Below are 19,777 nucleotides of genomic sequence, written 5' to 3' on the forward strand. Positions count from 1 at the left end.
CACATTTATTGGCGAGGTCTGCGCTGTTTTGACGGCCAACGGCCGACATATGCTTGATCGCACTCTCGGTCCCCTCTTGCGATCACGCTCATGCCATCCCCCTTGTCTGCCAACGCCGGCCTCGCCTTGCTGAGCGCCCTGTCGATCTTCGCTGCCAGCCCGGCAACCGCCGCACCTGTGCAGAGCCTGCCTACCGTCGTGCTGGTGCATGGCGCATTTGCCGATGGCTCCAGCTGGTCTGGCGTGATCGAGGCGTTACAGCGCCAGGGCTATCACGTCACTGCAGTGCAGAATCCGCTCACCTCGCTGGCCGACGACGTCGCCGCGACCCGCCGCGTGCTGGAGCGACAACCTGGCGACGTGCTGCTGGTCGGGCACTCCTGGGGCGGCGCGGTGGTGACCGAATCGGGCAACGCCGACAACGTCAAGGGCATCGTCTATCTGTCGGCCCTGGTACCCGATACCGGCGAGTCGGTCGGCACGCTGCTGGCACGCCTGAAAGCGCCGATGGAAGGCCTGCAGCCGGATGCGCAGGGCCTGGTCTGGCTCGACGACGCGGCGACCTACCAGCACGTGATGGCCGCCGATGTGCCGCTGGCCAAGGTCCGGCAGCTTGCCGCCGTCCAGCAGCCGATGACCGCTGCCGCGTTCGGCGACGCGGTTTCGCAGGCCGCGTGGCATCGCAAACCGACGTGGTACCTGATCACCGACAACGACAATGCGTTGCGTCCGGATGTGCAGCGCGCCATCGCCAAGCAGATCGGTGCCACCAGTACCACCATCGCATCCAGCCATCTTTCGCTGGTTGCGCAGCCCGCCAAGGTGGCCGAGTTCATCGCACGTGCCGCGCGTACCATCGGTACGCCATCGCGGTGAGCACCAACACGAACCTGGCCTGTCGCGGCGGCCCTTGCATGCGCTCAGGTCGGCTAACAAAACGTAGCGAGCAGTCGTCCGGCGGGTGCGGACGGCGCGCTCGGAACCGCAGTGTACGAGTGGTATATGCCGATTCCGGGCAGCGGCCGCGCCCGCCTGGCGCTGCACAGTCGTTTTGTTCGCTGCGCTTAGCCTGATACCTCGTGTTCGGCGCTCTCCAGCACCGCAGGCAGGACGTCGACCAGGAACTCGATCAAGGCGCGCACGCCTGGCGCCAGTCCGCGACGCGAGGGATACACGGCGTGTAGTTGATGCACCGGCAACGTGTGGTCGCCCAATAGCACCACCAGTTCGCCACGGGCGATGCTGCCCCTGCACAGGGCCAGCGGCAACTGCGCCACGCCCATGCCGGCCAGCGCCGCTTGGTGCAGCAGCTCGACATCCTCGGTGAACAGGCGCGAACGGTAGTCCACCAGTTCGCTGGTGCCTTGCGGGCTGGTGAGCCGCCACCGGGGCGGCTCGCCATTGACGCCACGCGGGCCCATTCCCAGTACCTCATGCAGTGCCGCCGCAGAGGCGAACGGCCCATGCGCGTGCACGAACCCGGGGCTTGCCACCAACGCCTGCCGGCTGACGCCGAACGAGCGCAGGATCAAGCCGGAATCGTCCAGGCTCGAACGCACCCGTATCGCCACGTCGATGCCTTCGGCAATCAGTTCCACCCGTCGACTGGTCAGCTCCAGATCGACCTGCACATCCGGATGCGCCAACAAAAACCGCGGCAAGAGCTTGGCCAGAAACAGATGCGCCACACCGGTCGGGCAGCTCACGCGGATCCGGCCGGAGGGATGCTGCGTGGCGCGCTCGGCCACATCCAGCGCCCATTGCGCCGAGCGGGTGATGGATTTGCAGTGCGTATAGAACTCGGCACCGACCTCGGTGAGGCTGACCGCACGGGTTGAACGCTGCAACAGCCGCACGCCCAGGCGTTGCTCCAGATCTGCCACCCGCCGACTGACCTTGGAGCGGGGAAACCCCAACGCGCGACCGGCCGCCGAGAAGCTGCCGTGGTCGACCACTGCCACCAGCAGCGCGAAGTCGTTGAGGTCTTCCATCTGAATCCAACCCCACGCAAGGAGGCCGTCATTGTCCTGCCAGGCAGGACAGTTTGTCATCCGCCAGCGGCCTACCTGCGCCCGAGGGCGCTTCGTAGAGTGCCGCCACCGACCACAGCACACGAGCCCACCATGCGCTTGCTCCATCTCGATTCCAGCATCCTGACCGACACGTCGGTCTCCCGCCAGCTCACCGCCCAGGTGGTGCAGGACCTGCACGCAGCGATTGACGATCTACACGCCACCTATCGCGACCTTGCCGCGGTTCCCATCGCGCACCTTTCCGGCGCGATTGCTGCCGGCTTCCGCCCGCTGCCGCAACCAGCCAGCGACGCGGCATTGGTGGCCGAACATGCATTGTCCGAGCAACTGGTGGACGAATTCCTCGCCAGCGACATCGTGGTGATCGGCGCGCCGATGTACAACTTTTCGGTGCCGACCCAACTCAAGGCCTGGATCGATCGCATCGCCCAGCCCGGCCGTACGTTTCGTTATACCGCTAACGGGCCCGAAGGCCTGGCCGGCGGCAAGCAGCTGATCGTGGCGTCCTCGCGCGGGGGCATGTACACGCAAGGGCCGATGGCCTCACTGGATTTTCAGGAGGCGTATCTGACCGCAACGTTCGGCTTTCTGGGCGTGCGCGACGTGCACTTCGTGCGCGCGGAAAATCAGTCGCGTGGTCCGGAGCCGGCCGCGGCCGCATTGATCAGTGCGCAGGCCTCCATTGCCGATGTCGTGCGCAGTGTCGGGCGCGGGGTCGCGCACGCGCGCGTGGAGGCCTGAGCCATGTTGCATCTCATCACCCTCACCTATCGCGTCGCCCCGCCGGCACTGGCCGCACATCTGGACGCCCACAAGCAGTGGTTGCGGGAGCACATCGATACTGGGCTATTCCTCGCGGCCGGCCCATCGGCCGATGGTCTTGGCGGCATCGTGCTAGCCCACCACACCGATGCGTCGGCACTGGATCGGGTTGTGGCGCAAGACCCGTTCGTGCTGCATCAGTTGGTGGATGTCGGCATACGCCGTTTCGAGCCAGCACTGCGCGCCAAAGGGTTTTTGCCTGGTTGAACGAGACCATGCCGGTGGAATGCGACGCCACGGCAGGTCATTCGTCGTAGCGACACAGGCGTCGTTGTCAATCGAGACCTGCAGGCGTGTCGACGCTTGCAGGCCGGGGCGCGGGGCCGCTTGCCGCAAACCACGCAGCGTACGGGGTGTTCTTGACCAGATGCCGGTTGAAATCCTTGGCACCATCGGTACACCACACCGCGCCGCGTTCACCCAAGGCGACCTTGGCTGCATCGACCGCACCGCGCGCGGCCAACAGGCGTTGTGCATCGTCGTCGCGCTTGGCGGCCTTGACCGCGCGTCGCGCCTCCATGAGTGCACTGACCCACGCGGCACGCACCTCTTCGCTCAGGTGCGGGTTGCTGGTGCGCCACAGGCGCGCTCGCACGATGAGGTAACGGCCGTCGGGCGTCGTGAGGGGCGTGGTCGCGGCAGTCATCGCGCGCTCAAGGCCAGGCGTACGGTTGCCGCATCGCGGCAGTGCGTGCGGCGCTCACTCCACGCGTTCGAAGCGAGCGCGGGCGACACCGTCCACCTCGACCTGCTCGACGAACATCGCATACGGGCGCACCCACAACCCGATATCGCGCTCCAGTGGCCGATACAGCACCAGCGGCTCCAGGGTTTCGCTGCTGCGCACCACACCGAGCACCTCATAGCGGCCGCCTTTGAAATGACGGTACTCGCCCAGTGCGATGGAAGGTAACGGCGGCAGGGTGTCCATGGCGGTATCAACGCGATCGAAAGGCCCTGGAGTTTAGGACCGCACGCAATGTGTGGCGAGCCGGCTTGTGTTGACGCTGCACGCCGGCGGTCGATGACGGACATCCACACGCCTCGCATTCTCGGCAGGCCGGGTCCGCCACGTCGCTGGCGTCTGCCTTGAAAGAGGCGCACCGGCCGCCACTGCAGCGGCGGCCATGGCACCTCGCGCCATCGAAAGCATCGGGGCCTGTCGTGCGCCGTCGGGGCTCGCCGCAATCGCGTGCGTCCCGCAGAACCAAGCTCAGGTGTCCTCTTCGTCCTCTTCGTCCTCTTCGTCCAGTTCGTCCTCGATGCTGTCGTCGTCATCGATTTCGCTGTCCTGCGCAGGCCCGTCCTGCAGCAAATCCTCGTTCTTGCCCGGCGCCTTGACGCCGTTGGGTGGCGTCGGGTCGTCGATACCCCGGTTGGCGTTCTGGTTGTTGCTCATGGTCAGCTCCCGCGGCAGAAGACCGCCTGCCCACCCTCCTCCCGGCCCCGTGATGCGCACGTGTGCCGCACCCAAAAAATGCGCCGTTCATCGCAGTATCTGAACCATTGTGGCTCGGCGCAGGGTCGCCCCGCGCCGGCCTGCATCCGCGCATCGCCCCTCCCCGTAGACAGCAGGACGCCTACCGAGGAAACACCATGCCGAGCTTGATCTGCGATCTGGAAGACCTGCTCGCCTCCTGGAAGGCCGAAGCACGCACCTTCGACGCCTGCGACATGCCGGCCTCTGCACTGGCCTTCCGCGATTGCCACCGTCGCCTGTCCGCGTTGCTGGACGCGCATGCACCCCAATCGGCCTCGCCGACAGCCGCGCTGGTTGGGCACGAGCAGCCCAGCTCAGTGACCGAGCTGCAGCCGCGCGCCATCGCGCCGATGGGTTCCTAGGGTGTCGATCAGCGCGTCGCTGGCCTGATTCGCGCCAGCCACCTCGACCTCGGCGCCGTGCGCGCGCAATTTGAACACCACCCGATCCAGCGCCGCCACCGCACTGATGTCCCAGAAATGCGCGTGGCGCAGATCGATCAGCACCTTCGGCGGCGTGCCGAGGAAATCGAAGCTGGCGACGAATTGCCCGGCCGATGCGAAGAACACCTGGCCGCGCACCGCATACACGCGTACCCCATCGTCACCATCGCTGGCCTGCACCTGCAGCATGCGCCCGACCTTGCGCGCGAAGAACAGTGCCGACAGCAGGACGCCGACCAACACGCCGCGCGCCAGATCGTGCGTCCAGACCGTGACCACGACGGTGCCCAGCATCACCACCGACGAACTTGCCGGGTGCCTGCGCAGATCGCGCAGCGACCTCCAGTTGAAGGTGCCGATGCTGACCATGATCATCACCGCCACCAATGCCGCCATCGGAATCTGGCGCACCCAGGCCGCGCCATAGACCACCATCAGCAGCAGGACGACGCCGGCCACCAGGCACGACAAGCGCCCACGTCCGCCCGAGCGCACATTGATGACCGACTGCCCGATCATCGCGCAGCCAGCCATGCCACCGAAGCAGCCCGCCACCATGTTCGCCAGTCCTTGACCTGCGCATTCGCGGTTGCGCTGCGATGGGGTATCGGTCAGGTCTTCGACGATCTGCGCCGTCATCAACGACTCCAGCAAGCCGACCACCGCCAGCGTCGTCGATACCGGCAGCAGGATGCGCATGCTGTCCCATGTCAGCGGCACGTCCGGCAGCAAAAATACCGGCAGGCTGTCGGGCAAGTGGCCCATGTCGCCCACGTGCCGGAGATCGAGATGCCAGTACGCGCATGCCGCCGTCAACACCACAATTGCGACCAGCGGCGAAGGAATCGCCGTGGTGACGCGCGGGAGCAGATAGATGATGACCAATGCCGCTGCACACACCGCATACACCGGCCATGGCATGCCGACCAACTCCGGCAGCTGTGCCAGGAAGATCAGAATTGCCAATGCGTTGACGAAGCCAGTGATCACCGAGCGCGAGACAAAACGCATCAATGCGCCCAGACGCAATGCGGCTGCAATCAGCTGCAGCACGCCCGCCAGCACGGTCGCCGCCAGCAGGTACTGCACCCCATGGTCCTTGACCACATTCACCATCAACAACGCCATGGCACCGGTGGCGGCAGAAATCATGCCTGGCCGACCACCGGCGATCGAAGTCACCACTGCAAGACAGAACGCCGCGTAGAGCCCAACCTTGGGATCGACGCCGGCAATGATCGAAAACGCGATGGCTTCGGGAATCAGCGCAAGCGCGACCACGATGCCGGCGAGCACATCGCCACGCACGTTGCCGAGCCATTGCTGGCGCAACGGGAAACTTCTGGACATTGAACGACTCCGTGCGCCGGCAACCACACGGCGCATTACATGCACGTCAAACACCTGGACCTTCGCAGCAACTGCGAGCGCGTAAGGCCTGAGGTCAGGGTGGTGTCATGTGTCCAAGGAGATCGTTCTTGAGCAGTGGCGATACTAACGCGCTCAGGCCAGCCCGAACAACCCGAAGCTGCGCCTGTGTCTGCGCATCGAACATCAGACACAGATCAACGATGCGCACGCATGCGCGCAGCCGTTGCTGGCAGCGCGCGGCTCAGTCGTCGCTAGCCACGCGTTCGCCCATCAGTTCGCGCTCGCGTTTTTCCAGTTCTTCGGCGTAGCGCTTGCGCACGAATCCCTCCGACAGCACGCCCAGTACCTTGCGATCGCTGTCGATCACGGCCAACTCGTCGGCCTGTGTCGTATCGAAGACCTTCATGATCGCCACGATGTCGGTGTCGGCCAGCAGCGCCGCATCGCGGTGCTTGGCATAGTCGCCGACCGAGGCGTCCAGCTGCACATTGTCGGCATACAGCACGGCCAGCGGCACCACGCCGGCGTAGTGTCCGTCTGCATCTTCCAGCACCACGCGTTGCGTGGAGCCCAACGGGAACCGCCGGCGGAATTCGGCCACGCTGATGTCGTACGCGGTGTGGTTGGCATCCTTGCGCATCATCTTGCCAGCCGACAGATTGCGCACCCAGCCCACATCGCGCGCACTGCGGATGTTTTCGCCGCGCAGATGCAGCCGCCAGGTGGAGAACGAATAACCGAACACCTGCCGCACCACGGTATTGGCCACCAGCACCGCCGCCATCACTGCGCTGGCCAGCACGAAATCGTGCGTGCCTTCCAGGATCAACATGGCCATGGTCATCGGCGCGCCAACGATGGCCGCCGCCAATGCAGCCATGCCCACCAGCGATGCACTGGTGGTGTCCACCACCGCAGCGCCCAGCAACAGGTTCAGGCTCACCGCGAACAGGCTGCCCACCAGCGAGCCCATGAACAACGAGGCGAAGAACAGACCGCCGCGGAAGCCGAAACCCAGCGAAATTCCCGACGCAATGCACTTGAGCACCAGCAGGATGGCGAGCACCTGCAAGGTACTGCTGCTGGTCAGGTCCAGATGCAATGCGCCATGCCCCGAGGACAGCACCTGCGGCGAATACAGCGCCAGCGGAATCAGCAGCAACCCACCGATGACCGGGCGCCCCCACACCGGCAGATTGATGCGGCCCACGCCGCGTTCGATGCCGGCGACCAGGCGCATCACCGCAATGCCGATCAACGCGCACGCCAGGCCCAGCGCGATGTAGACCGCATAGTCGCGCGGCTGCAATTGGTAGGCCACCGCAGCAGGCAACGAGTACGGCGCCGCGCCCAGGGCATTGGCCATGAACGCGCCAGCCAATGCGGCGGCGGCCACCGGTGCCAATGCCGATGGCGTGTAGGCACCGATGACGATCTCGAACGCATAGAACGCACCGGCCAGCGGCGCGCCGAAGGCGCCGGCAATCGCACCGGCCGCGCCGGCGCCCACCAGCGTGCGCATGTCGGCACGCCGCACCCGCAACACGCGCCCCAGCTGCGAGCCGGCACCCGACCCCATTTGGGTGTAGGTCGCCTCCAGTCCCACCGACGCACCGAAGCCGTTGGACAACAAGGTCTGCACCGCAACGATCAGGTTGTCGCGCATCGACATGCGCCCGCCATGCAAGGCATTGGCTTCCACCGCATCCACGAGGGGCCGCTTGCGCCGCCGCGCCATCAGCGTCACCAGACCAACCAGCAAGCCGCCCAGCGGCAACACCAGCAACTGCGTTGCCGTCATCGAGGTGGCCGTGCTGAGCCGCTGCTCGGGCGCGAGCGCGTACAGCCAGCTCTGCAGGCCATGCGCGATACCGGCCTGCAGCACCATCAATCCAGCCGCGATCAGCCCCACCAGCGCGGCCAGGGCGATGAACCAGAGATCGTTGGCGCGCAGCTGCCTGCGCAAGCCGTCCAGCGGCCGGCGGAGTTGCGCCGCCATGGCGTGCACGGCCGGCAAGGTGTGGGAAAGTGGCTGCATGGGACCAGTGATTGCGGGATCGGCACCGGCAGAGCCGGCGTCCGCTGTGGGGCCTAGTGTGCATGAGCGCCGCTGACCTGAGCCAATCTGGCGCGGCGATGAAACGCGCGCCGCGCCGCAGGCGTGATTGCAGGGCCAGGCATTCAGGCGCCAGAATCGGAGCCGGCACGCGGCGCACCTGCGCGTGCGATCGTTGAGCCACTCGAACAGGGATGCACGATGCTCTACCTGCTGCTGGGCTTGATTGCCACCGAAGGCCTCTTGCTGATCACCTGGAACCGCCCCTACTTCAGCTGGGGCCTGCCGGTGTTTACACGGCGTATTGCGGTGACCCGCGATGCGTTGGCCTGCTTTTCGCTGGCGCAGGTGGAAAATGCGGTCGAGCCATCGCGCTGGCCCGACTTGCGGTTCCATCGCCTGTCCGAAGACGTGTATGCGTTTCGCGAAACCTTCCTGTTCGTCGGCGGTGTCTATCCGATGATCATGCGCGGGCGCATCGTGATCGACCGTCGGCAACGCGAGATCATCGTGAGCGGTTTCTGCAACTGGACCGTAGTGATGATGGTGGTTGGGTTCCTGGTTCCGGCAACCGTCGTCAGGCCAGGGGCCACGCTGATGTTCGCGGGGCTTCTCATGCTGTCCTATCTGCTGCAACGCAGCCGTTTCATCAGTGTCGAAGCGGCCGTGCGCATGCTTCTGCACACCAACACCACCCCACTGATTCCGCGCCGACCAGAGGCGACGCCGCGCGTGCAGGCCGACTGACAGCCGCCTGACGCCATGCGTTGCGGTGCGTCACTCCACCACGCACAGCGGCACTTCGGCGGGCCGCAAGGTCAACACACGTACGCCAGTGCGCGTCACCGCCACGGTATGTTCGAACTGCGCCGACAACCTGCCATCGCGCGTATGCACCGGCCACTGATCCGGTTGCGAACGGATCGCCGCACGGCCCTGGTTGATCATCGGCTCGATGGTGAACACCATGCCTTCCTGCAGTTCCAAGCCAGTGCCCGCGTGGCCGTAATGCAGAATTTGCGGGTCTTCATGCATCTCACGGCCGATGCCGTGCCCGCAGTATTCCTTGACCACGCTATAGCCGTGCGCACGCGCGTGCCGCGCAATGGCATGGCCGATATCGCCCAAGCGCGCGCCCGGGCGCACCGCTGCAATCCCTTTCCACATCGCCTGATACGTGGCCTTCACCAGGCGACGCGCCGGGTAAGCGACCTCGCCCACCAGGTACGTGGTACTGGAATCGGCGATATAGCCGTTCTTTTCCAGCGTAATGTCCAGGTTGACGATCTGCCCGCTGCGCAACACGTCGTCGGCCGATGGCACGCCATGGCAGACCACATCGTCGATGGATGCGTTGAGTACGAACTCGAAACCGTACTGCCCCTTGCTCGCAGGCCGTGCGTCGAGCTCATCGACAATCATGCGCTCGACAAACGCGTTGAGTTCCAGCGTACTGCGACCTTCCAGCTGCAAGCGATCCAGCGCATCGAATACCTGCGCCAGGAGCTGGCCAGACACCGCCATCAGCGCGATCTCGTCGGGCGACTTGATCACGCCCGGCCCGGTTTCAAGGCTTGCGGCCGTACGCCCGCCGCGCGAAATTGTTCGGCCACGATCTGCTGAAACGTCGTGTCCGGATGCATCTCGCACAGCATGCCGACCTTGATCCAGAAATTGGCCTGCGCATTGATCGAACGGCTACTCACCGTGCACGCACGGCGCAGTTGGTCGTGCAGGTCGTCGTCGATATTGACGATGCCCATGATGGCTCCTGTTTTGCATCGATATACGAATCGTATATGAAACGTATATTCGCACGCAATCGCTCCGGGGCGGGGCGCCGTGGAGGGCGATGCCTGTCCGGTGCGTGCTGCGTGCCTTGTCGGACAGGCCCGGCAACCTCGCAGTATGGTGAGCACGGCACAAAAGCGAATCGCCCCGGCCGATGCGATGCCACAACGCCCGGAAGCAAACGCCGCACATCACGTGAACGCCACAGGTTGCGTTCGTCAGCGCTCGACCACCGAATGTGTCCGCCCGATCCGGTCATAGATTTCGCTCACCCAGTCGATAAACACACGCACCTTGGTGCTCAACTGTCGGCTGGGCGCATAGGCGATGAAGACATCTAATGGCGCCGGGCGCCAGTCCTGCAGGACCGGCACCAGCGCGCCGCGTTCGATGGCCGGCCGCACCATGAAATCGAGCGTGTGGATCAGCCCGAGCCCGGCCAATCCGGTCGCCAGATGCGCGTTGCTCTCGTTGACCATCACGCTGCAGTTGGGAACGATCTCCAGCGGCGCGCCATCGTCCAGGAAATGCAACGGCGGCGCTTTGCCGCTATGCGCGGAGAAGTAGCCCACCACGGGAAACGCCGGGCTTTTCAGCTGTTCCGGGTGGGTCGGGACACCGTAGCGTGCGAGATAGTCAGGGCTCGCGCAGGTGGTCCAGGCAAGGCTGCCGATCTTGCGCGATATCAGCGCGCCGTCGTCTGCCGTGCTGCGGATCGCGCAGTCGATGTTTTCGCCGATGACATCCACCGTGCGATCGGTGACGCCAAGCTGCAGCTGGATATCCGGATAGCGCGCACAGAACTCCGGCAATGCGGGGATCAACAATCCGCACGCCGTCGAGCCGCCCGTATCTACACGAAGCCGGCCCTTGGGGCTGCCCTGGGCACGCCCCAACGTGGCTTCCACGTCGTCCAGCTCCGTGAGCAGGTGCCGCACGCGCGCGTAATACGCAGCGCCGTCGTTGCTGACACGCACGCGGCGCGTGCTGCGTTCAAGCAATGTGACTCCCAGATGTTTTTCCAGCGCGCTGATCGACTTGCTCAGCGTGGCATTGGGCATCTGCAGCGATTCCGCCGCACGGTTGAACCCACCGGTTTCCACAACGCGCGCAAAGGCACGGATTGCCTGCAGGTGATTCATTGATCGCTCCGCCTAGAGCGCCGGATTATTCCCGCAGGGAAATAAAGAATCAACGATACGCCGATTTATCGCCGCAGCGAGGGTCAATAGACTGCCTGCAACGCGGGAACTCCGCTCAAGAGGCAAACACCATGCACGTCCAGGATCTGGCCAACATCCACCCCACCAAACACGCCGGGAAGATTGCCCTGGTCACCGGCGGCAGCTCGGGCATCGGCCTGGCCGCCGCAAAGCGGCTGGCGCTGGAGGGCGCAACGGTAGTCATCAGCGGCCGCCGGCAGCAGGAACTGGACCGGGCGGTCGCCGAGATCGGCCATGGCGCCACGGCGGTACGCGCCGACATTTCCGTTGGTGCAGAGCTTGACGCCGTCATGGACGTCATCGCCACCGCGCATGGACGACTGGACCTGCTGCTTGCCAACGCAGGCGGCGGCGAATTTGCGCCAATCGAATCCATTACCGAAGCAGGCTTCGACAAGTACTTCGACATCAACGTCAAGGGCACCCTGCTGACCGTGCAGAAGGCGCTGCCACTGATGCGCGCCGGCAGCGCCATCGTGGTGACGGGCTCCATCGCGGCCAATCAAGGCGTCGCCAATTTCGGCGTGTATGCCGCAACGAAGGCGGCACTGCGCTCTTTCGTCAGGACATGGGCATCGGAACTGAAAGGTCGCGACATTCGCGTCAACCTGATCGCGCCCGGCGTCGTGGTCACACCCGCCTATAAATCCGAATTGGGCATGAGCGACAAAGACATCGACGCCTACCTGGCCGAAATCCAACTGAAGGCCCCGCTGGGCCGCGCAGCGAGCCCGGATGAGATGGCCAAGGCGATGTCCTTCCTGGCATCGGACGATGCCTCCTACATCACCGGCATCGAGCTGACAGTGGACGGCGGCCTGACCCAGATCTGACCATACGTGCAGCGCGCTACCGTGAGTGCACTTCCAGCCCACCAGAGACAAACAAGATGAGCATGCAAAACAATTTGGCGATTGCGCAAAACTTCCTTGAAAAGATCGGCTCCGGTGCATCGCCTGAGACTATCGCGGCGATGTTCAGTGCGGATCTGCAATGGCATATCCCAGGCGATCCATCCGCACTGCCGTGGATTGGGCGACGCAGCGGGCGCGGCGCGGTGGAAGCGTTCGTGCGTGATTCCGGCACCCTGATGGAGCGCATCCGGTTCGAGGTGCATGACCTACTGGCCAGCAACGACCGCGCCGTCATCGTGGGCGAGCTCGCCAGCCGCATCACCGCCAGCGGAAAGCTCATCGAGACGCCGTTTACGATCGTGCTCACCATCACGGGGAACGAGATCTCGCACTTCCTGATGCTTGAAGACAGCTTTGCGGTGGCTGCCGCGGCGCGGCGCTGATCCGCCCACGTTCCGAGTGCGGCTGACGCGTTACGAACCTGCTCTTCCAAGGGATTGTTCGAGGAAGCGGATCAATGCAAGAATGCGCGCGACGCGAAAAACGTTCGCCTGTGTGCCGTCGGCACCAAGAGATCGAATACACGCCATCCAGCATGCTTGCTAAGTTGGCCAGCGCCCCTCGCCGAGATCACCCGGCCTTTCTTCGAGCTGCCGCCTGTGCGAACGCTCGTTGTATTTGGAGCGCTCATGACAGCCAACAACACCAACCCACGTCCATCTTCAACTGATCAGATCGCTATCGTCGGTGCTGGTCTGGGCGGTTTGACACTCGCACGTGTCCTCCACATCAACGGCATCTCCGCCACCATCTATGAGGCCGAGGCTTCACGCGACGCCAGATCACAAGGCGGCCTGCTAGACATACACGAATGGAACGGGCAGCTAGGCTTAACCGCGGCAGGCCTCCACGACGCCTTCCTGTCCCTCGTCCTCCCGGGCGAGGACGCCAAGCGCGTGAGTGACAAGCACGGCACGATTCTGTTCGACAGACAACGCTCTGTCGGCTCTCTCAGACCGGAGGTGGACCGCAGCGCACTCCGCCGGCTGTTGATTGACTCTCTGCCCTCCGATGCCATTCATTGGGGTCGCAAGCTCATACGGGCAGCACGCAATGCGGACGGAGCGCTTGCCCTCACTTTTGCCGACGGTTCATCGATCACGGCGGGCCTGGTTGTCGGAGCGGACGGCGCATGGTCGAAGGTTCGGCCGTTGCTGTCGACCGCACCCCCCGCATGCGTGGGCAACACTTTTATCGAGACATCTCTCACCGATGCCAGCACCAAATGTCCGGCTAGCGCCAAGATGGTCGGGCGCGGCACATTGATGGCTTTAGCCCCCGGCCAAGGCATCTTTACCCACAGATACGCAGACGGCGCGCTACGCAGCTACATTGCGTTGACCAAGCCCGAAGCATGGTTTCGCGAGCTCGACTTTGGCCGGCCTACAGCCGCGATGCGCCGCATTGCCAACGAGTTCGAAGATTGGGCTCCAGCTCTGTTGGCCATGATTACCCACACTGACAGCGCGCCCATCATTCGCCCGATTTATGCATTGCCGATCGAACATGCTTGGGCACGCACCACGGGCGTAACGCTCGTCGGCGACGCTGCGCACCTGATGTCACCGTTTGCGGGAGAAGGTGCAAACCTCGCCATCTGCGACGGAGCCGAGCTCGCACGTTCGCTCATTGAGAACCCGGGCCAGATCGAGGCGGCACTGAGTGCCTATGACAATGCGCTGTTCCCACGTAGCACCGCTCTCGCGGAGCAGAGTGCGAGCAATCATGCACAGTTCTTCGGCTTCAATTCGCCTGCCAGCGTGGTGAACTTGTTTTCTGCCCACCAGGTGTAAGGGAAGTAGGTAGCGTTCAAGCGCGACGCGCTAACCGCGGCGGTCTTGCGTCGGCGGAAACGAGCTTAGCGGGGATCCTCAAGCCAACTATGCTTACAGGAAGAGAGCGCTACGCCTGCGCAATTGGTGGGCCCACCAGGATTCGAACCTGGAACCAAAGGATTATGAGGAACCACGTTTTAGCATATCAATCATGCACTTAGCGACGCATATTTTCCCGCTACCAACAACGCAACACCCTGGCACTACTGGCTGACTGGCATCTTTTTCCCGCCCGTAGGATCTACCTGAACTTCGTCTGCTGCGTTGAATATTTTTATCACAGGCTTTAGTTGAGTTTGACACTGGAATATTTTTACAGCATCGTCAGAGCGATTAACAATAACCCAATCTCGCATAATTCCTTTTTTCTCAACCTCTTTGATAAGGAGCCTTCCAGACTGAACTTCGACCACTAAAGTCCTTTTTTTATCCTCCACACAAGATCGGCGAATCTGCACGCTCTCAATGATATAACCCAAGCTAAATATGTTTATAGCGGTCAACACCCCCAAAAAAGCTATCATTCCAAATTCAGTGAGTGACGACTCTTCATTTACGGCCGGCACTTCGTCATTCGACGGATTTCCCTGATGACTACCTTGGAACCAAGCCGTTAAAGCAAACCATCCCGGGACGGACCACAACAGCCAAACCATAGGTCCCTGTTGTCTGTGCGTAAGCACCATAAACGGCATGGCTACCGCCATGTAGAGGAGCACCGTAACGCCTATGTAGCGAACAATTCGCTGTTTAGATGCAAAAAACTTATTCAAACGAGCCAGGCCGGCTGCGGCGAATAAAAAAGTTGTCACAAGAGCAATGCCGCTGGCTATCAAACGTGTAACCGGGAGATCAATCATCTCTGCTGGTATCTTGAGATAGCTAAACCTTCCCCACTCATAGATGTACCCGCATGAGAACGCGAGCGCGGGCACTGCTAACGCGAAGTTTTTCTTAAACCAAACTTCGTTTTTTTTATTGTTTTCCATTTTTATTGCCCAAGATTTTCCCCATACATTACCTACTATACACTACATAAATCGTGACAAATTAAAAGCAGCACGCCAGGTGTTTGCTTTCCACAGGATCCAATAATTGCTTAGCCATTTAATTTGCGACCAACTATTAATTAATATTTTTACTAACACCTCTAGCGTCTCGAACTGTGAGACTTCGTTCCGCGAGAGTTCGCGCCATGTTGTCCCTACCGCCCCCGCATACCTATGCCCGCCTACTAGGGCGGGCCTCCCCTGATCCAGAGCCTTGCGCGCTGCCCGTGAGCGCGCTTCGGATCCAGCTCGGCTTTCCATCCCCTGCTGAGGACTTTCAAGACGACGAGCTCGATCTGAACCGAGTGCTGATCCGCAATCCGCCAGCTACGTTTCTGTATCGGGCCGAGGGCTGGAGCATGCTCCTCGCCGGGGTCTGCGACGGCGACATCCTGGTGGTGGACCGCTCGGTGCGCCCGATCAATGGCGACATGGTGCTGGCCATCTGGGACGGCAATCAGCCGGTCTGCAAGATCCTGCAGGTCGCGTCTGACCACATAGAGTTGCATAGCCGCAACCCGCATTGCGCGCCAATCGTCTTGGCGCCAGGCACAGAGGTGGAGGTGTTCGCCGTGGTCGGCGTCGTCCGCCAGGTGACCCGCACCCACGCCCGCGCTGGGCGCTGATGTTTGCGCTGATCGACGGCAACAACTTCTACGCCAGCTGCGAACGGGTGTTCCAGCCGGAGCTGCGTGGCAGGCCGCTGGTCGTGCTGAGCAACAACGATGGCTGTGCCATCGCAAGATCGGATGAGGCCAAGGCGCTCGGCGTGGCCATGGGTCAGCCGATCCACAAGGTGCCAACAGCGGTGCGCCGCCGGCTTGCGCTACGCTCGGCGAACTTCGGGCTGTATGGCGACATTGCCTCGCGCATCGGCGTGATCCTGCGTCAGGCCGCGCCGCGCGTGGAGGTGTACTCGATCGATGAGTCGTTCCTTGACCTCACTGGCATTCGCGATCGCCAGCAGCTGGCCACCGATCTACGTGAGCGCGTTCATCAATGGACGGGCATCCCCAACTGCATAGGCATTGCGCCGACCAAGACCCTCGCGAAGCTGGCCAACCGGGTCGCCAAGGACGCGGCACGTAAGCCCGGCAGCTACCCGGCCGGTTTGGCCGGCGTCTGTGACCTGGCGGCACTCAGCCAAGGCGAACTGGATGCCGTGCTCCGCGCAACCGCTGTTGGAGACCTATGGGGCGTGGGGCGGCGCTGGGGTGCTCGCCTGCAGGAACGTGGTGTAGCAACGGCAGCGGATCTGCGTGACGCGCCTGCAGACGACCTGCTCGCAGAGTTCGGGGTGGTCATGGCTCGCACCCAGCGCGAACTGCAGGGCCATGCCTGTCTTGAGATTGAGGAGGTCGAGCCGGACCGCCAGCAGATCATGGTCAGCCGCTCGTTCGGGGTATGGGTGACCGACCCGCAAGACATGGCCGAAGCGCTGGCCACCTTCGCCATGCGCGCCACCGAGAAGCTGCGCATGCGCGGGCTGACCGCCTCCGCGATTGGCATCTTTGCCGAAACGGACTCATTCAAGCCGGGCACGCCGCAGCACAATCCATCGCGGACCGCCCCACTTGCATCGGCCACATCTGACAGCCGGATCGTCCTGACGACGGTGCGGCGCCTGTTTCAGGGCTTCATGCGCGAGGGCTTTTCCTACAAGAAGGCCGGCGTCTTCCTGGCCGACCTGGCTAAGCCGGAAGATCTGCAGGGCGACCTGTTCACGCCGGCGCGTGTCGGCGACGACAAGCTGATGAGCACCCTGGATGCGATCAATCGCCGCTTCGGGCGCGGCACTGCAGGCCTGGGGGCAAGCGGCTGGCAAACATCGCCTGCCTGGGCATCGCGGCAGGAACTGCTGTCCGGCCGCTTCACCACCTCGCTGGCAGACCTGCCGCGCGCAACCTGCTGAAGCCATCACCACAGGCTAGCCTCTCACCAAACGCGCCAGGATGGTCGTTTCAAGAGTGGCGTGCCTATACGCATCGGAGTGTGAGCGATGGCATGAGCAGTCTGGACAGTGCCAACGCGCACATAAGCTGAATTTTGGAAGTGACCATCGGGATCGGGTAATTTTGGTAACCACGCTCGATGCCGTGCAAATTTAATCTTAAATATCAATGGCTTAAGAAGATTTATTGAAGGTAATAAAAGGGTAATTGTCAGGTAATCTGATTACCTCTCAGCCGGGTAATCTTGCCCAACTTAAAAAGCCTTAAAAATCAATGGCATTACCTTTTCTAGAGCGGCGGATTACCTCAGATCACCTCAAAAGGTAATCATGTTTTTCCCATGCGAATCAGCCACATAGAACAGTTCCGAGTTGGGAAATTACCGATTACCTCTTCCCGCTGGTCACATCGAAAATTGCGGTCCACCTGATCGGCGATACCGAGCCGCCGAGTCGTGCCATCTGAGTACCTTTGTCGCAGGCTTTCGCAGGGCAGACAGCCCGCCGCAAACCGACGCCCGCGCCAATGGAGCCGGACCTTGTGTGTCCTGCAGGCATGCAGCGAAACGGCCCAATGAAGACCGCAGGCGTGGCGGGGCGACGATTGCGCGCGCAAGCCCTAGGCCGCTGTGATGATCGGCCTCTCGCCATCAACTTCCTAAAATTTCCACAACGAGTCATAGTTGAAGTACTGAACACGAAGGGAATCAAGATGGGCCGTCTTCGCGTAGTTCCGATTTCAGTTCTGAACATTGCTATGCATGCCCCTCATTCCCCAGAGGGATATGTGTCGCTAATGACACACCTATTTAGCCTTCAAAAGATTATTACTATTCGCACGATTACCGGCGCGCTTCTGGGGTCGATGGAGCCTATTCACCCCAGCAAACCGACTGAAGGGATCACGGGGGAAATACTTCAATTCACAAACATCGACCCAACTGAGCCGTGGTTCGATCTAAACTCGTTGGAAGAGGCTTCTGATAGAGACGTTAGAAAGATCGTTATTCCTGAACACTTAAAACCGAACTTGGCCAGATTTGCTTACGTCTTCTACCCAAAGGGACACCGCTTTTACGTCCAGACTCGCAGCAAGAACAGAACAATCGGCATTAAGACGGTCAAATCGTTTATTGAAACGCTCTTAGTTGACCCCCGCATGAGCGTATTTCCTCGGGTTGAGGTGACCGTTGTCCCTGACAAAGACACAGTTAAGGCAATTTTTCGTATAAAACGCCTAACAAAGCTAGACATGACGATTGTTAGGCCTAATGCTGATGAGCTCGACGAGGCTGAACAAAGAGTGCTTGACCGGCTTGCAAGACAGAATGCGAATAAAATGGAAATTATCCTGCAGACCGACCCAAGCGAATCACTAAGTCCTGATCCAGATACGAAAACGTTAGCCGACATTGCATCGACAAATGGAAAGGTCGTTGGACGCGGCAAAGATTCCATGGGAAGAAGCGTAGAGTTGTCTACTGCGAACCACCCATTACAAGAATACGCGCGCTTTAATGATGAGACCCAGGCGGAAAGAGACGCTATAATCTATAAAGCCCACGAAATGCATAACGAGCTTTGACAATGTACAAGGGCACCAGATCTATCTTTAAAAGGTATTGGCGGGCGTACGGGGGATCTAGCGCCTTGCGCAAATCACCTTACCTGCACCTTGCCCTTTTACTCGTAGCAATAACATATCATTACTGGAGCAATGAGGCGTGGTGGGACCAGCCGCTTGCAATCCTTCCAAATTTATTGGGTTTCAGCTTAGGTGGCATGGCCATGCTACTTAGTTTCGGAAACCATGAATTTCAAAAGATACTTAGCGAACGCGAACAAGATTCAGAGCGCCCGACCGTTTATCTGGAAATTTCAGCAACCTTTATTCACTTCATGCTAATGCAGCTTGCGGCCATATTGATCGCGATTACTTTTAAGTCACTGGACTTTTACTTTCCGTGGCCTGCACAGCTAGTTCATACGGTACAGATTGCGAAACTGTCTTTTTCCGCCCTAGGCTACCTGCTATTTATATACTCGATAACATGCATGGTTTCCGCAATATTTGCAGTGTTTAGAATGACCAGCTGGTTCGAGACTTTTCAAAACCCCCCAAAACCTTAGACACGCGAATAAAAATAATTAACCAAAGCACTTCGAAACTCTATAAAGAAGGCGGGACATAGGCCCCGCCTTCATGGCTCAGCAAGAAATGCGGGTACGTGCTACGTTGCAGTAATGCTCAGCCATTTCTATGCCAGTACACGTGTAGCCCTCCTGCGCAGCTGAAACCAATGTGGTGCCACTGCCAGCGAAGGGATCAAGAATACGGCCGCCGCATTCGCAGATCCGTACCAGCTGCCGCATTAATTCGGTGGGCTTACCGGTCAGATGATGCTTGTCGTCCTTGCGGACCGACTCACGGATGACGCCAGGCAGCACAGGCGCTCGGCGATCCAGTGGCATGTTGCCCTTGCTACCCCAGACAATGTATTCGGCCTGGTTGCGGAAGCGGCCTAGCTGCGGCCGAACACCTTCGGTCTTGTCCCAGACGGTGATGCCGCGCCAGGTGAAGCCGGCGATCTGCAGCGCGTCGGTCGTCAAGGGCAGCTGACGCCAGTCGGTGAACAACAGCACCGGCGCGCCGTCCTTGAGCACGCGCGCGCACTCGGATAACCACAGGTGCATCCACTTCAGGTGCGAGCGCTGGTCGCGCTCGTCACCAACAAAGTCGGCATGCAGTTGCGCGCCGCCGCCCTGAACGTACTTCTGCGATGGTGGCTTTGTCGACTCCCCGTAAACT

The 19,777-nt window shown here is 61.5% G+C and carries 23 protein-coding genes and 1 other RNA gene; 12 read left to right on the forward strand and 12 right to left on the reverse strand.

The window, feature by feature from the left end; translation table 11 throughout:
- Nucleotides 1-90 precede the first annotated feature (90 nt).
- Nucleotides 91-876: an alpha/beta hydrolase gene (locus J7396_RS18075; RefSeq protein ID WP_209261834.1), complete on the forward strand. Its 786-nt coding sequence runs from the start codon at nt 91-93 to the stop codon at nt 874-876.
- 51 nt (nt 877-927) lie between these two features.
- On the opposite strand, the gene J7396_RS18080 is transcribed toward J7396_RS18075, so the two are convergent.
- Nucleotides 928-1,004, reverse strand: a non-coding RNA gene (locus J7396_RS18080) — sX9 sRNA.
- Between the two features lie 60 nt (nt 1,005-1,064).
- Complete coding sequence (locus J7396_RS18085) at nt 1,065-1,991, reverse strand: LysR family transcriptional regulator (RefSeq protein WP_011348743.1); 927 nt, start codon at nt 1,989-1,991, stop codon at nt 1,065-1,067.
- Between the two features lie 132 nt (nt 1,992-2,123).
- Between J7396_RS18085 and J7396_RS18090 the strand changes: the two genes are divergently transcribed.
- Together J7396_RS18090 and J7396_RS18095 are read left to right on the forward strand one after the other, a co-directional pair.
- Nucleotides 2,124-2,774 (forward strand): NAD(P)H-dependent oxidoreductase, encoded by a 651-nt coding sequence (locus J7396_RS18090; protein WP_029820407.1) that lies wholly within the window; start codon nt 2,124-2,126, stop codon nt 2,772-2,774.
- A gap of 3 nt (nt 2,775-2,777) precedes the next feature.
- Entirely contained in the window at nt 2,778-3,062 is a 285-nt protein-coding gene (locus J7396_RS18095) for a YciI family protein (RefSeq protein ID WP_008577649.1), read from the forward strand.
- 67 nt (nt 3,063-3,129) lie between these two features.
- On the opposite strand, the gene J7396_RS18100 is transcribed toward J7396_RS18095, so the two are convergent.
- The 3 genes from J7396_RS18100 to J7396_RS18110 form a co-directional block, all read right to left on the reverse strand.
- Nucleotides 3,130-3,501 (reverse strand): hypothetical protein, encoded by a 372-nt coding sequence (locus J7396_RS18100; RefSeq protein ID WP_209261835.1) that lies wholly within the window; start codon nt 3,499-3,501, stop codon nt 3,130-3,132.
- Nucleotides 3,502-3,555: 54 nt separating this feature from the next.
- Entirely contained in the window at nt 3,556-3,786 is a 231-nt protein-coding gene (locus tag J7396_RS18105; RefSeq protein ID WP_008577645.1) for a DUF1653 domain-containing protein, read from the reverse strand.
- 282 nt (nt 3,787-4,068) lie between these two features.
- A complete protein-coding gene (locus J7396_RS18110; protein ID WP_209261836.1) occupies nt 4,069-4,254 on the reverse strand; it encodes a hypothetical protein in 186 nt (61 codons plus the stop codon).
- 197 nt (nt 4,255-4,451) lie between these two features.
- Between J7396_RS18110 and J7396_RS18115 the strand changes: the two genes are divergently transcribed.
- Complete coding sequence (locus J7396_RS18115; protein ID WP_057680872.1) at nt 4,452-4,697, forward strand: hypothetical protein; 246 nt, start codon at nt 4,452-4,454, stop codon at nt 4,695-4,697.
- On the opposite strand, the gene J7396_RS18120 is transcribed toward J7396_RS18115, so the two are convergent.
- Complete coding sequence (locus J7396_RS18120; RefSeq protein WP_209261837.1) at nt 4,650-6,128, reverse strand: SulP family inorganic anion transporter; 1,479 nt, start codon at nt 6,126-6,128, stop codon at nt 4,650-4,652. The genes J7396_RS18115 and J7396_RS18120 overlap by 48 nt on opposite strands.
- Nucleotides 6,129-6,390: 262 nt before the next feature.
- Nucleotides 6,391-8,148: a chloride channel protein gene (locus J7396_RS18125; RefSeq protein ID WP_209261852.1), complete on the reverse strand. Its 1,758-nt coding sequence runs from the start codon at nt 8,146-8,148 to the stop codon at nt 6,391-6,393.
- A 258-nt stretch (nt 8,149-8,406) separates the two neighbouring features.
- Here J7396_RS18125 and J7396_RS18130 point away from each other — a divergent pair, with 258 nt between their 5' ends.
- Nucleotides 8,407-8,952, forward strand: coding sequence for a hypothetical protein (locus tag J7396_RS18130; protein WP_014091190.1), 546 nt, complete (start codon nt 8,407-8,409; stop codon nt 8,950-8,952).
- A 30-nt stretch (nt 8,953-8,982) separates the two neighbouring features.
- Here J7396_RS18130 and map read toward each other — a convergent pair whose 3' ends face one another.
- From map to J7396_RS18145, 3 genes are all read right to left on the reverse strand, one after another.
- On the reverse strand, nt 8,983-9,759 hold the full coding sequence (map, locus tag J7396_RS18135) for a type I methionyl aminopeptidase (RefSeq protein WP_209261838.1): 777 nt from the start codon (nt 9,757-9,759) through the stop codon (nt 8,983-8,985).
- Entirely contained in the window at nt 9,756-9,968 is a 213-nt protein-coding gene (locus J7396_RS18140; RefSeq protein WP_209261839.1) for a ParD-like family protein, read from the reverse strand. Before J7396_RS18140 ends, map begins: the two co-directional genes overlap by 4 nt.
- Nucleotides 9,969-10,214: 246 nt before the next feature.
- Nucleotides 10,215-11,138 carry a LysR family transcriptional regulator gene (locus J7396_RS18145; protein WP_209261840.1) on the reverse strand — a complete coding sequence of 308 codons (924 nt, stop codon included), beginning with the start codon at nt 11,136-11,138 and terminating at the stop codon, nt 10,215-10,217.
- A gap of 131 nt (nt 11,139-11,269) precedes the next feature.
- On the opposite strand from J7396_RS18145, the gene J7396_RS18150 reads away from it, so the two are divergent.
- From J7396_RS18150 to J7396_RS18160, 3 genes are all read left to right on the forward strand, one after another.
- Nucleotides 11,270-12,052 (forward strand): SDR family oxidoreductase, encoded by a 783-nt coding sequence (locus tag J7396_RS18150; protein ID WP_209261853.1) that lies wholly within the window; start codon nt 11,270-11,272, stop codon nt 12,050-12,052.
- A gap of 56 nt (nt 12,053-12,108) precedes the next feature.
- Complete coding sequence (locus J7396_RS18155; protein ID WP_031425055.1) at nt 12,109-12,516, forward strand: nuclear transport factor 2 family protein; 408 nt, start codon at nt 12,109-12,111, stop codon at nt 12,514-12,516.
- Between the two features lie 246 nt (nt 12,517-12,762).
- Complete coding sequence (locus J7396_RS18160) at nt 12,763-13,926, forward strand: NAD(P)/FAD-dependent oxidoreductase (RefSeq protein WP_209261841.1); 1,164 nt, start codon at nt 12,763-12,765, stop codon at nt 13,924-13,926.
- Nucleotides 13,927-14,171: 245 nt separating this feature from the next.
- On the opposite strand, the gene J7396_RS18165 is transcribed toward J7396_RS18160, so the two are convergent.
- On the reverse strand, nt 14,172-14,957 hold the full coding sequence (locus tag J7396_RS18165) for a hypothetical protein (protein ID WP_209261842.1): 786 nt from the start codon (nt 14,955-14,957) through the stop codon (nt 14,172-14,174).
- 206 nt (nt 14,958-15,163) lie between these two features.
- On the opposite strand from J7396_RS18165, the gene J7396_RS18170 reads away from it, so the two are divergent.
- From J7396_RS18170 to J7396_RS18185, 4 genes are all read left to right on the forward strand, one after another.
- A complete protein-coding gene (locus J7396_RS18170; protein WP_209261843.1) occupies nt 15,164-15,643 on the forward strand; it encodes a S24 family peptidase in 480 nt (159 codons plus the stop codon).
- Nucleotides 15,643-16,929, forward strand: a complete 1,287-nt coding sequence (locus J7396_RS18175; RefSeq protein ID WP_209261844.1) for a Y-family DNA polymerase — start codon at nt 15,643-15,645, stop codon at nt 16,927-16,929. Before J7396_RS18170 ends, J7396_RS18175 begins: the two co-directional genes overlap by 1 nt.
- A 613-nt stretch (nt 16,930-17,542) precedes the next feature.
- Entirely contained in the window at nt 17,543-18,553 is a 1,011-nt protein-coding gene (locus J7396_RS18180; RefSeq protein WP_209261845.1) for a DUF4747 family protein, read from the forward strand.
- A 2-nt stretch (nt 18,554-18,555) separates the two neighbouring features.
- Nucleotides 18,556-19,098, forward strand: a complete 543-nt coding sequence (locus J7396_RS18185) for a hypothetical protein (protein WP_209261846.1) — start codon at nt 18,556-18,558, stop codon at nt 19,096-19,098.
- A gap of 78 nt (nt 19,099-19,176) precedes the next feature.
- Here J7396_RS18185 and J7396_RS18190 read toward each other — a convergent pair.
- A partial coding sequence (locus tag J7396_RS18190; RefSeq protein WP_209261847.1) for a site-specific DNA-methyltransferase occupies nt 19,177-19,777 on the reverse strand: 601 nt, incomplete at its 5' end.

The organism is Xanthomonas sp. A1809 (genome assembly GCF_017746015.1).
GTDB classification, from domain to species: Bacteria; Pseudomonadota; Gammaproteobacteria; order Xanthomonadales; family Xanthomonadaceae; genus Xanthomonas; species Xanthomonas euvesicatoria.